At 42.8% G+C, this 12,395-nt stretch carries 15 protein-coding genes; 9 read left to right on the forward strand and 6 right to left on the reverse strand.

The features are described 5' to 3' along the window. Positions 1–23 precede the first annotated feature (23 nt). From hisB to hisA, 5 genes are all read left to right on the forward strand, one after another. Complete coding sequence (hisB, locus tag GVX98_RS15565) at positions 24–617, forward strand: imidazoleglycerol-phosphate dehydratase HisB (protein ID WP_058951612.1); 594 nt, start codon at positions 24–26, stop codon at positions 615–617. Then, positions 617–1,234 (forward strand): imidazole glycerol phosphate synthase subunit HisH, encoded by a 618-nt coding sequence (gene hisH, locus GVX98_RS15570; protein ID WP_159128581.1) that lies wholly within the window; start codon positions 617–619, stop codon positions 1,232–1,234. The genes hisB and hisH overlap by 1 nt, the downstream gene beginning before the upstream one ends. Positions 1,235–1,524: 290 nt before the next feature. Next, the gene (locus GVX98_RS15575; RefSeq protein WP_159128582.1) at positions 1,525–1,989 is read left to right on the forward strand and encodes a DUF805 domain-containing protein; all 465 of its coding nucleotides are present in this window, start codon (positions 1,525–1,527) and stop codon (positions 1,987–1,989) included. Between the two features lie 95 nt (positions 1,990–2,084). Beyond that, positions 2,085–2,750, forward strand: coding sequence for a 3'-5' exonuclease (locus GVX98_RS15580; RefSeq protein ID WP_171503380.1), 666 nt, complete (start codon positions 2,085–2,087; stop codon positions 2,748–2,750). Between the two features lie 79 nt (positions 2,751–2,829). Further along, positions 2,830–3,561, forward strand: a complete 732-nt coding sequence (gene hisA, locus GVX98_RS15585) for a 1-(5-phosphoribosyl)-5-[(5-phosphoribosylamino)methylideneamino]imidazole-4-carboxamide isomerase (RefSeq protein ID WP_159128584.1) — start codon at positions 2,830–2,832, stop codon at positions 3,559–3,561. A 72-nt stretch (positions 3,562–3,633) separates the two neighbouring features. Here hisA and GVX98_RS15590 read toward each other — a convergent pair whose 3' ends face one another. Further along, on the reverse strand, positions 3,634–4,182 hold the full coding sequence (locus GVX98_RS15590; RefSeq protein ID WP_126035009.1) for an XRE family transcriptional regulator: 549 nt from the start codon (positions 4,180–4,182) through the stop codon (positions 3,634–3,636). A 90-nt stretch (positions 4,183–4,272) separates the two neighbouring features. Between GVX98_RS15590 and GVX98_RS15595 the strand changes: the two genes are divergently transcribed. Then, the gene (locus GVX98_RS15595; protein ID WP_159128585.1) at positions 4,273–5,172 is read left to right on the forward strand and encodes a DMT family transporter; all 900 of its coding nucleotides are present in this window, start codon (positions 4,273–4,275) and stop codon (positions 5,170–5,172) included. A 72-nt stretch (positions 5,173–5,244) separates the two neighbouring features. Here GVX98_RS15595 and GVX98_RS15600 read toward each other — a convergent pair whose 3' ends face one another. Both GVX98_RS15600 and GVX98_RS15605 read right to left on the reverse strand, forming a co-directional pair. Next, positions 5,245–6,657 carry an FAD-binding oxidoreductase gene (locus GVX98_RS15600; RefSeq protein WP_159128586.1) on the reverse strand — a complete coding sequence of 471 codons (1,413 nt, stop codon included), beginning with the start codon at positions 6,655–6,657 and terminating at the stop codon, positions 5,245–5,247. A gap of 40 nt (positions 6,658–6,697) precedes the next feature. Further along, positions 6,698–8,029, reverse strand: coding sequence for an APC family permease (locus tag GVX98_RS15605; protein ID WP_171503355.1), 1,332 nt, complete (start codon positions 8,027–8,029; stop codon positions 6,698–6,700). 98 nt (positions 8,030–8,127) lie between these two features. Here GVX98_RS15605 and GVX98_RS15610 point away from each other — a divergent pair, with 98 nt between their 5' ends. After that, complete coding sequence (locus GVX98_RS15610; protein ID WP_005401389.1) at positions 8,128–8,487, forward strand: transposase; 360 nt, start codon at positions 8,128–8,130, stop codon at positions 8,485–8,487. 337 nt (positions 8,488–8,824) lie between these two features. On the opposite strand, the gene GVX98_RS15615 is transcribed toward GVX98_RS15610, so the two are convergent. Genes GVX98_RS15615 through GVX98_RS15625 form a run of 3 tightly spaced genes read right to left on the reverse strand, consistent with a single transcriptional unit; the run spans position 8,825 to position 10,839 of the window. Beyond that, on the reverse strand, positions 8,825–9,217 hold the full coding sequence (locus tag GVX98_RS15615; protein WP_004691561.1) for a hypothetical protein: 393 nt from the start codon (positions 9,215–9,217) through the stop codon (positions 8,825–8,827). Positions 9,218–9,245: 28 nt separating this feature from the next. Then, positions 9,246–9,875 (reverse strand): DUF1294 domain-containing protein, encoded by a 630-nt coding sequence (locus GVX98_RS15620; protein ID WP_159128588.1) that lies wholly within the window; start codon positions 9,873–9,875, stop codon positions 9,246–9,248. 13 nt (positions 9,876–9,888) lie between these two features. Next, positions 9,889–10,839 carry a homoserine kinase gene (locus GVX98_RS15625; RefSeq protein ID WP_159128589.1) on the reverse strand — a complete coding sequence of 317 codons (951 nt, stop codon included), beginning with the start codon at positions 10,837–10,839 and terminating at the stop codon, positions 9,889–9,891. Positions 10,840–10,949: 110 nt separating this feature from the next. Here GVX98_RS15625 and hisF point away from each other — a divergent pair, with 110 nt between their 5' ends. After that, positions 10,950–11,711, forward strand: a complete 762-nt coding sequence (gene hisF / locus GVX98_RS15630; RefSeq protein ID WP_207778907.1) for an imidazole glycerol phosphate synthase subunit HisF — start codon at positions 10,950–10,952, stop codon at positions 11,709–11,711. A 74-nt stretch (positions 11,712–11,785) separates the two neighbouring features. After that, positions 11,786–12,247, forward strand: a complete 462-nt coding sequence (locus GVX98_RS15635; RefSeq protein ID WP_159128590.1) for a hypothetical protein — start codon at positions 11,786–11,788, stop codon at positions 12,245–12,247. Positions 12,248–12,395: the final 148 nt, after the last annotated feature.

Consider the following 12,395-nt stretch of genomic DNA (forward strand, 5'->3'; position numbering starts at 1 on the left):
TGACGTCTTTGAGGAACGTGTCTATGACAGAACGTATCAGTGAAGTGGTAAGAAATACCAACGAAACCAAAATTCGAGTTCGTGTAAACCTCGATGGTACGGGTCAAGGCACGCTCAACACAGGTATTCCCTTTTTAGATCATATGGTTGATCAAATCAAGCGACATGGCTTATTTGATATTGATATTGAATGTGATGGCGACTTGGAAATTGATGATCACCACACGGTTGAAGACTGTGGTATCACGCTTGGGCAGGCTTTTGCCAAAGCTTTAGGTGACAAAAAAGGTTTACGTCGTTATGGTCATTTTTATGCACCGTTAGATGAATCTTTAAGCCGTGCTGTGGTGGACTTATCAGGCCGTCCGGGTTTATTTATGGATATTCCATTTACCCGTGCCATGATTGGTCGTTTTGATGTGGATCTATTCTCTGAGTTTTTCCAAGGCTTTGTGAACCATGCACTCATGACGGTACACATTGATAACCTCAAAGGTAAAAACAGTCACCACCAAATTGAAAGTGTGTTCAAAGCATTTGCGCGTGCACTTCGTATGGCCTGTGAAATTGACCCACGTGCAACCAACACCATTGCTTCAACCAAAGGTAGTTTGTAATGACCCGTATTGCCCTTCTTGACTATGGTATGGGTAACCTACACTCAGCAGCAAAAGCGCTTGAGCATGTTGGTGCAACGGTCGATGTGACCAATGATCCCAAGTTAGTGGCTCAAGCTGATAAAATTGTATTCCCCGGCGTAGGTGCTATGCGTGACTGTATGCAAGGCATGCATGAAGCAGGGATTGATGAAGTCGTTCGTCATGCAGCATTTAATAAGCCTGTCTTAGCGATTTGTGTGGGTATGCAAGCGCTAATGCAACGCTCTGAAGAAAATGGCGGAGTGGATGCTCTCGGTATTTTTGAAGGCAGTGTGAAACGCTTTCCTGATGTAGACGGCTTAAAAGTCCCCCATATGGGTTGGAACCAAGTTCATCAGGCCGATCCGAGTCATCCAATGTGGAAAGACATTGAGCAAGATGCACGTTTTTACTTCGTGCACAGCTTCTATGTTGAACCGAACAACTCTGGCATTGTGGCGGCGACCTGTGACTACGGTTTAGAGTTCTGCACAGCCATTCATCAAGAAAATTTGTTTGCGACCCAGTTCCACCCTGAAAAAAGTCATACCGCAGGTTTACAACTGCTGAAAAACTTTGTGGAATGGAGAATTTAATTTATTCCAGCCTCTGTTTGATTGAAAAAGCTCAACTTCGGTTGGGCTTTTTGTTTATCCAAAATTGATGCACCTAAGCTCAAAATAAATCAGAAACAGCTTAAGTAAATAAGGCGTGTGACCTCACTCCTGTACCTTTCAATATATAAAATCTTTGCTTTACAGCAGACTAGTATACTCAAGATGACTACGATGCCTTTTCATTGTCACCAAATTTGATTATGATTTGCCTGCTTTTTAGACATTTTTATTTATAAAAAACTTAATTTACAACGATAAGGTAAGTCACTATGACTCAATATGCACAAGAATCTGCGCTAAATGCCGCAGGTCGTTTCGGCCGTTTTTCATACCTTGCATGGAACTGTCTACTTGCCATTGTAGCGTCAATTATTCTTGGTATTTTCATCGCCATCTTTCCTAATACCTTCGTGAACTTGGAAACAGGCAACTTCGGTGGCGGCATGATTTTTATCGCCCTGATCTATGTTGCGCTCATGTACTTCACTTTTGTATTTACTATTCGTCGCCTGCATGACCGCAACCATACGGGCTGGTTGTCACTGTTGATGTTGGTGCCTCTTGCCAACGTGATCTTAATGCTTTACCTGATTTTCGCACCAGGCGATGATCGTAGCAACAGCTATGGCTCACCACGCCCAACCGCAGGCTGGGAAGCCGTTTTGGCATGGATTTACATCGTGATTTTCGTTTTAGCAATTATCGGCGGTATTGCGGCTGGTTTTATGTCCTAAAATTACCCATGCAAAACAGCCTGCCTAGGTCGGCTGTTTTGCTAAATCAACACAAAAGCTTTAGGCTTAGGCAACAATGGCATAGTCAAAGCATGATGGATTCTTCTTTTCAACACATCCTTCCCAGCAAAGTCGAAATTCAACAATTTCCTCGTTTTCAAAATTTGCCAAAACAAGCAATTCATGTCATTCAAAACTTAGAACAGTGTGAAGCAATCCGTGTTGAACTGGAACAGGTTGCCATCTTTGGTTTTGACAGCGAGTCCAAACCGACCTTTCAAGTGGGAGAAGTCTCCACGGGTCCGCATCTCATTCAACTGGCCAGCATCGAGCATGCTTATTTGTTTCAAATGAGTCCACCCATTTGGAGCTTCCTTGCACCATTTTTGGCGAATCCCGCCCAGCTCAAAGTGGGCTTTGGTTTAAAAAATGATGCCCATCTATTCCGTAAAAAAGGTTTTGAGCTCAAGGGTGTGGTTGAGCTGTCAAAATGCTTTGCCAGCTTTGGTTTATCCAACCCTGTTGGCATTAAAAATGCCATCGCCCTGCTGTTTCAACTCAACTTCCCGAAAAGTAAAAAAGTCAGCACTTCAAATTGGGCAAGGAAAATGCTCACGCCTGAACAAGTTGACTATGCTGCTGCGGATGCCTATGCGGCGCTGTTGGTTTTTGAAGAATTGCGGCGTTTAGAGCGACTTCCAAAAGATATTTCCAAAGAATTAGAAAAAACAACAAAACCTTGTCGTCATGAAAAGCTGTAACAGATGCTTAGAAAATTGCCAATACTTTGCTAAGATGACGGACATTGATTTTATTTAAGATTTGGCTAGGAGCGAAAGCATGCTGATCATCCCTGCAATTGACCTGAAAGATGGCAAATGTGTTCGTTTAAAACAAGGTCGTATGGAAGACGATACGGTTTTTTCTGATGATCCTGTTGCAACTGCACAGCACTGGGTAAATGAAGGCGCGCGTCGCTTACATTTGGTCGATTTAAATGGTGCTTTCGCTGGTACGCCAATTCATAAACCTGTGGTTGAAGCCATTGCTCGCGCGCAACCTGAACTGCCAATTCAAATTGGCGGTGGTATTCGCTCACTAGAAACCATTGAACACTACTTAGAAGCGGGTGTGTCTTTTGTCATTATTGGCACCAAGGCAGTTCAAGCCCCTGAGTTTGTTGAAGAAGCTTGTAAGAAATTTGCAGGTCATATCATTGTCGGCATCGATGCCATGAATGGCATGGTGGCCACCGATGGTTGGGCCAACGTGACCGATGTGAAAGCAACCGATTTGGCCAAACGTTTTGCCGATGCGGGCGTATCGAGCATTGTCTATACCGACATTGCGCGTGACGGGATGATGCAAGGTGTGAACGTTGAGCAAACTGTTCAACTGGCGCAATACTCTGGTCTACCTGTGATTGCATCAGGTGGTGTGACCAACCTTGATGACGTACGTAACCTCAAAGGTCAACCTGGTATTTTGGGTGCAATTACCGGTCGTGCGATTTATGAAGGCAGTTTAAACCTACGTGAAGCACAATTGCTGTTAGATGAACAATCGCTCTAATTGTAGAATTTAAAAAAGAGGTCTTTTGACCTCTTTTTTATGCGCTAAATATCAGTTTTTAAGATCTGCTTCTTAATAAATTGCATTACGAATAAACTTTAACGGTACAGTTCCACGGTTGATATATTGGTATTCGATGGCACTCGAAAACACAATCGACTCACCTACACCTAAGACTTTTATGTCACCTGCCAAATCCAAAGTTAGCTCCCCCTCCATCACATAGAGCATTTCGCGCCAACCGACTGGGTCGGGTTCTGCACTATAGTGTTCATTTGGGGCAAGTACCCATGTCCACAGTTCAACTTTTTGTGTTGCTGCCGCTGAAGCCATTAATTTTGCTTCACTGTGGGCTTGTGTACCCTGCCAAGCCAGAACGTTGACGACCGCTTGACCTTGCTGTTCAGGCGCAGCAATGATCTGTACAAAATCGACCTCAAGTACATCGGCAATCAAACTGAGTTTTGCCAAACTAATATTGTCCTGTCCAGATTCAACTCCAGCCACCATGCGACGACTTAAACCAGCCAAATCCGCCAGTTGTTGCTGACTCAGGCCTTTTAAACTTCGATAATGACGCACATTTTGACTGACGTGTTGTAGTACCGCAGGAGACTTCATAGAGATAAATCAAAAAACATTGAGCAATATATTGCACAAAAAAACAAAGCATGACAAGCTATGTGCAATATATTGCACATTGGTTCTTTTATGTTGAATACTCAGCTCGGTTCTAAAGCGCCTGTCATTGCGCTGATTCTAATTACCTTTATTTGGGGCGGTACTTTCTTGGCCGTGAAATACGCCTTAAATTTCAGCTCCCCCATGTTTTTTGTAGGTTGTCGTTTCGCCTGCGCCGCGACAATTATTGGCTTATTTTCCTATCAGCATTTAAAGCACATCACCCGACAGGACTTGTGGGCAGGTGCACTCATTGGCTGTATGGTCACTATTGGCTATGGCACACAAACAGTCGGACTACAAACAGTCAGTAGCAGTGAATCTGCCTTTTTAACTGCACTATATGTGCCTTTGGTACCTGTATTGTTGTGGCTGATCTTTCGTAAAGTGCCCCATTTTATGATTTGGATTGGTGCGCTCTGTGCATTTATGGGCTTAGTCTTACTTACAGGCAATAGCCTGAATTCAATTTCACTGAATTTTGGCCAGACCTTAACTCTACTCGGTGCAATCGCTATAGCGATGGAAATTATCCTGATTGGTTATTTTGCCCCAACAGTCGATATTGGTCGAGTGACGGTGATTCAACTGGCGGTTGCCTCTGCGCTCGCCTTTGCAGCCATGCCATTGGCAGGTGAACACCGCATTCCAGACTTTTCATGGCCTTTACTGAGTATCGCACTCGGCTTGGGTCTTGCCAGTGCCGTGATTCAATATGTAATGAATTGGGCACAGCGCTCAGTCAATCCATCTCAAGCGGCAATTATTTATGCAGGAGAGCCTGTATGGGCGGCACTGTTTGGGCGTCTTGCAGGAGAACGCTTAGCACCACTGGCTTTGTTGGGCGGGCTTTTGGTGGTGTTTGGCATTATGATCAGTGAATGGAAACCAAAACTGCTGAAGTCGAAAAAGAACGTCGAACAACTTTAGCCCATCTCCGAAACGCAAAAACTGCTGAATCGAGTGATCAATGGCCATCGATTCAGTAGCTCAGTCAGGTGGTTAGAATGACACCATCTTGCCCGGATTAATCATTGCTCCGAGTCCATACATGCTTTTGGCTATTGGAATGACCAACGGCGCCAGTGCACGGCCAAAAGGAATGTTCTGATGTTGAATACGGGTCAACATATTAAAGTCATCACTCTGACCGCAGAAATCATCCGCAATGGCTTTACCAATACGCACCGTTTGCGCAACACCATGTCCACTCCACCCCTGAACAGCATAGATTGGGTATTGGCTGCCAAATTTGCGACTATCTGCGGCACCATTAACGGTTAAATCGGTCGTGCCACTCCACACAAAATCAAGCTGGACCTGCTCTAACTGAGGAAATACGTGTTGAATACGTCCTAGCAAATAGTCATGGGTTTGTTCAGGACCCCAACACGAACCCGTGCCTTCACCGCCAAATAACAATCGGTTTTTTGAGACCCCGCGGTAGTAATCAATTTGAAACTGGGTGTCGTATACAGGCAGATCCGTCGGCAAAAGTTCTTTCAAATTCAATGCTAAAGGCGCAGTGGTACACACATAAGTATAAAAAGGAATGGTGGTTTGATTGCGTTCTTCTAATAGTTTAAATGAGGCATGATGTACGCCCATCACCACACTTTTACGTGCTTTAATCACGCCTTGCGCTGTGGTCACATAAATACCATCGGCACGTTCTTGGATTGACTGTACTTCTGTCTGTTCATAAATCGTGCCACCGTTTTGACAAAAGCCATAAGCCAAACCACGCGTCAGTGCTAAAGGATGAATATGTCCCCCGAGCTGATCCAATTGACCGCCAAAATAGTTGTCGGATTGCACATGCTCACGTAATTCATCTTGGGTCAGCATTGTGGTATTTTTTTCGTCTAAATACTGACGTGCTTTCATCCCTTCACGCAGTGCATCTAAATGTCCAGGGTGTACCGCAGCCGTCAAGTGTCCATGTTTACGTTGCACATCTAAGTCATATTTTTCAGTGATACTATCAATCAAAGCCATCGCTTCCGTTGAGGTAAAGTGCCATAACTTTTTAGCCTCTTCAAAGCTGAAGTGCTCAATCATGGTTTCGGCTTCCCAACGTGCCAATCCCGGTGTGAGTTGCCCACCATTGCGCCCTGAGGCGGCACTGCCCACTCGGTTTTTTTCAACCAAGACCGTATCGACACCCTGCTCCGATAAATGCAGTGCAGCCGATGCTCCCAGTAAGCCACCGCCTATAACGACCACGTCACATTCGATATCCGCATTTAAAGGCTCAAACTCATGCCATGCTTGTAACGAGCTTTCGTAGTAATTGGCTGGATGACTAAACGCAGCACGCTGCGGGTTCAACCAATTCCACTCTTTACCACTTTGCATTGCAGAACTGGTTTTGTATTCAACGTCGTCTAAAAATGTCGGTTTATTCATCTTCATTTCATTCACACTCAATATTTATCTCATTTTCATGCAGGGTTTAATATGCATTTCCAATCACAATGTTTTGTCTTTTCAATTTCTTATAAATAAATAGACCAATGCCTATCGCCAGCCAAGCGCAACCAAAAATTAGCGCATTTCGTTCTAAATTGACCCAAAGGCAAAGCATCACCAATACAGATAACAAGGGAAGAATCAAATTGAGGCATTTGTTTTTAATGCCTTGGGTTTGTTTTTCCAACAGATAGAACTTCACAAAAACCGAGAAATTCACCGCCGTAAAGGCAATCAAAGCACCGAAGCTAATCATGCTGACCACCGTCGCAAGATCTAGAAAAATGGCCGATAGCGAAATCAAGCCAATACTTAAGACGGCATAAAGTGGCGTACCTAATTTTGCATGGAGCTGCCCAAAGGTTGCTTTGGGGAAAATGCCATCCTTCGCCATAATATGAATCAGACGTGAAGCACTGGCATGAGTGGCTAAACCTGAAGCGAAGGTATTCATGATTTGGGCACATAAAAATACGGCTTGGAAAAGTGCTCCCCCCACATAGAGGACAATTTCAGGTAAGGCTTCGTCAGGGTTGTTAAAACGCACATTGCTTGGAAAATACAGCTGGATAAACCATGAGGCACTAATAAAAATTCCGCCCCCGAGCAACGTGGTAAGCAGCACGGCACGTGGAATATTCTTTTGCGGATCTTTGGTTTCATGGGACATGGTCGTGACCGCATCAAAACCCAAAAATGAAAAACATAAAATCGATGCACCCGCAATCAAAGGCAAAACAGAACTGTCTCCATTAAACAGCGGGGCTAAAGTCAGTACATGATCATAGCCTTGTTCAGAACCCACGCCTTGAATGACTAGATAGATAAATAAAACCATCAGCAGTAAGGGTAAAAGTACAAACAACAGACTTAAATTCGCCAAAATATTGATTCGGAAACAGTTAATAAGCGTAACCAAACCCGTGAATACAACCACCCAGACCCAATACGGCACACTCGGGATCACAGCTTCTAAGTAAATACTTGCCAATAAGGCATTCACCAAGGGCAACAAAATATAATCTAGCAGTGAACACCAGCCGACAAAAAAGCCTGCTTTGGCTCCACACGACTGTGCCGTGTAGTTATAGGCAGAACCTGAGTCACCACTGATTCGGCTAAAACGTGCATAACTAAATGCGGTCAGTAACATTGCAACCAACGCCAAAATATAAGCCAATGGCACACGCCCATCGGTAATCCCAGACACAATCCCAAAGGTATCAAACACGACCATCGGGGTCATATAGGCCACACCAATAATGACCACTTGCCATAGTGACATTTTCTTTAAAGAAAAATCTGCATTTTTCACCGAAATCACCATCTTTCATTTTTAATCTAGTGATTTTGGTTTTTGCAACAACTATGCCATATAATAACAGCTTCGCTATTTTAAAAATATTGAATTAAATGCCAAAGTACGATTTAGAAACCCGAAAAGCAGCGATTCAACGCTATAAACTCACGGATTATAAGGTTGCAGTTTGCAAGGAATTTAACATCTCTCGTGTGACCTTAGACGCATGGATTAAGCTCGAAGAAGAAACAGGCGGCTTGTCTCCAAAAGTAGCCAACAGCCGTGGAGCACCCAGCCATATTAAAGACTGGAGTGCATTTCAAGTATTTGTTAAAAATACAAAATTTCAAAATATTAGCGATTTAGTTCCACTTTTTGAACAACACTTTGGCTATTCGGTTTCTTATGCAGTTTTGGTTCGTGCCATCCATGTTTTGGGGCTAAAACGTCGTCGAGGAAGATTCTACGCTTAGTCAAAAAAGGACTATTTTTTATAATATTCTCTACGTATTAATTCATATAAATAACTGTACATTAATGTAATGTTAATTTATTAAAAATGTAAATTATAATTATTAAAAAAATAATTATTTATAAACAAAAATGTAAGTTGTAAATATTAAAAAAGTAAATTTATTAATATAAAAAGGTAAATATTGAAATTCAATTTAGTAAGATGCTTTTTAAAAGCCTGCGCAAAAATAGAGACACTGCTGCATCAGCTTGGTTCATCTCGGTGCATAAACCTTGTTATAAAAAATAAAGTCATAAAAAAAGGGCACACTGCCCTTTTTTAAATCCCATCACTTGTTATTGATACATGGGTTGATTGTCGTTTAAACGAATAATGCCTTTAATGGCACGATACACAATCCACACCCACGACAACCCAATCACAGACACGCAGAAGGTTGAAGCACCGAGTGCGACACCTGCGAAAGCGGTGGCATTTTCACCCGTAAAGAATAAGAAAATAAATGGCACAAAGGCAATCACGTTCCAAATCAAATACCACCAAAAGGTGCGAATCTGCCAAGTAAAATGGCTCTCAAAAATGGAACCACGCACAGAGCCACGCTTCACATAATTAATCACTAAAGCAATGATCGCTAAAATCCCTGCGGAAAAAATCGCAACGATATACAAAATATAAAGAATAAAAGTCAGACTACGATTCGGATCTTGATCGACTGAATAATTCATATTGTCCCTCATAAAGTGGGCTTGAACTTTAAATAGGCAAACTATTGAAAGGAGAAATAAGCCATAAAATTAAAAGAATATTGAATAGAATTGTACAAAAGTAAATCTTTCTAAACGGTTGTTTTTGTGTTTTATGTCGTAGCTTTTGCTGCGCTAACCATGCTGCAGGCCATCCCCCTAAAAATGAAAGGAGATGTAATGTATTTTCAGGTACACGGCGCTGCCCATTTTGTGCAGCTTCTTTATCTTGCGCATAGAACCAATAACTGGCCGCATTCATCAGACTAATCAACAGCAGCACTAATCCACTCAAACGTCCCATGAATACCAATAGCGCCAAAAACACGATGTATGCCACCGACGCAATTTGCATTGGACTCCAGCGTTGACCCTGTTCGGTCTTTTTCGGTGAGACTTTTGAGGTACGACTCTTTTGGGTTTGTGATGCTTTTAAATAACTGACTTGCTGTGCACGATAACGCCCTTGCGCATCCACAAGCACGTTGTATTCCAACGCACAGCCTAAAATAGGACGAGGACCTTGCCGTGCAAAGTCCTTGATATGTAAAAACACGCGATCTTTGCTGTCATCGTTGGGCTGAATAAAGCCATAGCCTTTTTCATCGAACCATTCAACGAGTCGTCCTTGGTCACGCATTTTTCTTTCCTATTTAAACAGTTACAAACTTTAAGCGGTCAATCACCATATTACGCATTTCGGCAGGATTTTTCTGCAAAATGTCCTCCCCCGTACGGCCTTGTTCAGCATTTTTTTTCGCCACTTGTAAACGCATCATCCAAAAACGCGCAGCAGCCATTGCCAGATACAACTCGAGGCAAGATTTTTCATCAGTCGTTAAAGGACGAATGCTTTCATAGGCGTTTAAGAATGCGATGGCCTTGTCTTCATTTAAGTGCACACTTGGATATTCGGTACAGAAGTCATTCAGGGTAATCGCAATATCAAACAAGAACTCATCTTTATTCAGTTCATAAAAGTCTAAAATGCCTTTGAGCTGATTGCCCTCAAACAAAGTGTTATCACGGAATAAATCCGAGTGGATAAAGCCCTTAGGACGATTCGGATAAACCGCCGATAATGCATCATACAAACCCAACAACTTACTCAGCAGTGCTTGATCCGCCTCACTTAATGTCGGTTTCATCTGTAAGGCTACAGCGAGCCAGTAGTCATGGTCACGGTATTCTGCACGCTCCAGTGGAAAATCTTGCAGTGCGACATGCATTTGCGCTTGTGCAATTGCAATCGCCTCGGCTTGTTCAAGGGTCGCAGGCATGGGATGTTTGCCCATCATCCGTGGAGCAATTTGCGCAGGTTTATCTTTTAAACTATGAATGGCTTTGCCTGAATGACTTAAGGGTACAGGAACTGCTAAACCAGCCTGACCTAAATGCTCAAGTACAGGAACTAACTCGCCTGCACCCTGTTCATCCATTTCTTCAAATACAGTCAATACATACTGCACAGCATTTTCACACACAATAAAATAGTTCGTATTTTGAATACCGCCTTGAATTGGGATCAGATCGATTACCTCAAGTCCATAAGGTGCGGCAAACGCCTGAACTTCCTGTAAAGTCAAAGTGGTATAAACCGACATATAAAACCTGCAAAAAAACTTACATAAGTTTGATAGAATACCCGCTCCGACTATTAAGGTGTAGCATCTAAGTCGCGAAGTTTCATAATCGGCTGTTATTTTTGGAAAAAATTATGCTAGCTAAACGTATTATTCCTTGCCTCGACGTAGACAACGGTCGTGTAGTGAAAGGTGTTCAATTCCTTGATATTCGTGATGCAGGTGACCCAGTAGAAGTAGCACGTCGATATAACGAACAAGGTGCTGATGAAATTACCTTCTTAGACATTACCGCAACTTCGAATGGTCGCGACACGACTTATCGTACTGTTGAACGTATGGCTGAAACGGTTTTTGTTCCCTTAACGGTCGGTGGTGGCGTTCGCAAAGTTGAAGACATTCGTCTCTTACTCAATGCTGGCGCGGACAAAGTTAGCATTAACTCAGCAGCGGTGTTTAACCCAGAATTTGTACAAGAAGCATCGCAACGCTTTGGCGCACAGTGTATTGTGGTTGCCATTGATGCAAAAAAAACGGGCGAGAATAAATGGGAAATTTTTACCCATGGCGGCCGTAAACCAACCGGTATTGATGCGATTGAATGGTCCGTAAAAATGGCCGACTTTGGTGCAGGTGAACTGCTGATTACCTCGATGGATGCCGATGGTACTAAAGCAGGTTATGACCTTGAGCTGATGCGTCAAATCAATGACCGCGTGACAATTCCAACCATTGCTTCGGGCGGTGTCGGAAACTTACAACACTTGGCCGATGGTATTTTAAAAGGTGGTGCAGACGCTGTACTGGCTGCTTCAATTTTCCACTTTGGACAACACACCATTCCTGAAGCGAAGAAATACCTTGCAGAGCAAGGCATTGAAATGCGTCTATAAACAGACCATAACCGTAAAACCTATGAAAAGAGTGCTTTCGAGTACTCTTTTTATCATTTTAAAGATGAGAAAAAATGTATCACTTAGAACTAATCTTATTTATTTGTGGTCTATTGATCTGTTTTGTTTTCATCCTGTTGATGGAGAAATATGCTGACCGCCCTTTCGGTATGCTGGCCGTACTGCTACTCCTTGGTTTATGCCTGTTTAGCTATATCAGCTTCTACAAATATCAGTTTAAACAGTATTATGAAAAAGCGCTGATTGCACCTGATCAAATTCGGGCTTGTGGTATTTTTACACAATGGTCGGAGGTCACCCATTATCGACGGCACAACATCAGTACTGAAAAAGTGTTTTACTTTCAGAGTGATCGACAAGCTTTTTTATTTAGCAATAGTCCACGTGCCAGACAAAGCTTCCCTGATCTCAAAACCTTAAACATCAACGAGCATGTCTGCTTTCAGTTTTCCCCGGACTATACCGATGAAATGGATCGCTATATTTTAACGGGCTTTAAAAAGCAGACGAATTAAATGGCTCAATTACGCTGTACTTCGGCACAGCTGAGCTAATGCTAAGTCGGACAGTACTATCGCTTCTATTACGCAGCAAATGTTAAAGTTTAGAATGCTCGCTGGCTCTCGACCGAACTTATGCTCTCAATTTTTGAGATAAAAAAAA

This window comes from Acinetobacter sp. 8I-beige (assembly GCF_902505955.1).
In the GTDB taxonomy this organism is placed as follows: Bacteria; Pseudomonadota; Gammaproteobacteria; order Pseudomonadales; family Moraxellaceae; genus Acinetobacter; species Acinetobacter johnsonii.

Coding starts and splice junctions, on each gene's coding strand:
- hisB (WP_058951612.1), top strand. CDS start 24: ATGACAGAACGTATCAGTGAAGTGGTAAGAAATACCAACGAAACCAAA.
- hisH (WP_159128581.1), top strand. CDS start 617: ATGACCCGTATTGCCCTTCTTGACTATGGTATGGGTAACCTACACTCA.
- GVX98_RS15575 (WP_159128582.1), top strand. CDS start 1,525: ATGACTCAATATGCACAAGAATCTGCGCTAAATGCCGCAGGTCGTTTC.
- GVX98_RS15580 (WP_171503380.1), top strand. CDS start 2,085: ATGGATTCTTCTTTTCAACACATCCTTCCCAGCAAAGTCGAAATTCAA.
- hisA (WP_159128584.1), top strand. CDS start 2,830: ATGCTGATCATCCCTGCAATTGACCTGAAAGATGGCAAATGTGTTCGT.
- GVX98_RS15590 (WP_126035009.1), bottom strand. CDS start 4,182: ATGAAGTCTCCTGCGGTACTACAACACGTCAGTCAAAATGTGCGTCAT.
- GVX98_RS15595 (WP_159128585.1), top strand. CDS start 4,273: ATGTTGAATACTCAGCTCGGTTCTAAAGCGCCTGTCATTGCGCTGATT.
- GVX98_RS15600 (WP_159128586.1), bottom strand. CDS start 6,657: ATGAAGATGAATAAACCGACATTTTTAGACGACGTTGAATACAAAACC.
- GVX98_RS15610 (WP_005401389.1), top strand. CDS start 8,128: ATGCCAAAGTACGATTTAGAAACCCGAAAAGCAGCGATTCAACGCTAT.
- GVX98_RS15615 (WP_004691561.1), bottom strand. CDS start 9,217: ATGAATTATTCAGTCGATCAAGATCCGAATCGTAGTCTGACTTTTATT.
- GVX98_RS15620 (WP_159128588.1), bottom strand. CDS start 9,875: ATGCGTGACCAAGGACGACTCGTTGAATGGTTCGATGAAAAAGGCTAT.
- GVX98_RS15625 (WP_159128589.1), bottom strand. CDS start 10,839: ATGTCGGTTTATACCACTTTGACTTTACAGGAAGTTCAGGCGTTTGCC.
- GVX98_RS15635 (WP_159128590.1), top strand. CDS start 11,786: ATGTATCACTTAGAACTAATCTTATTTATTTGTGGTCTATTGATCTGT.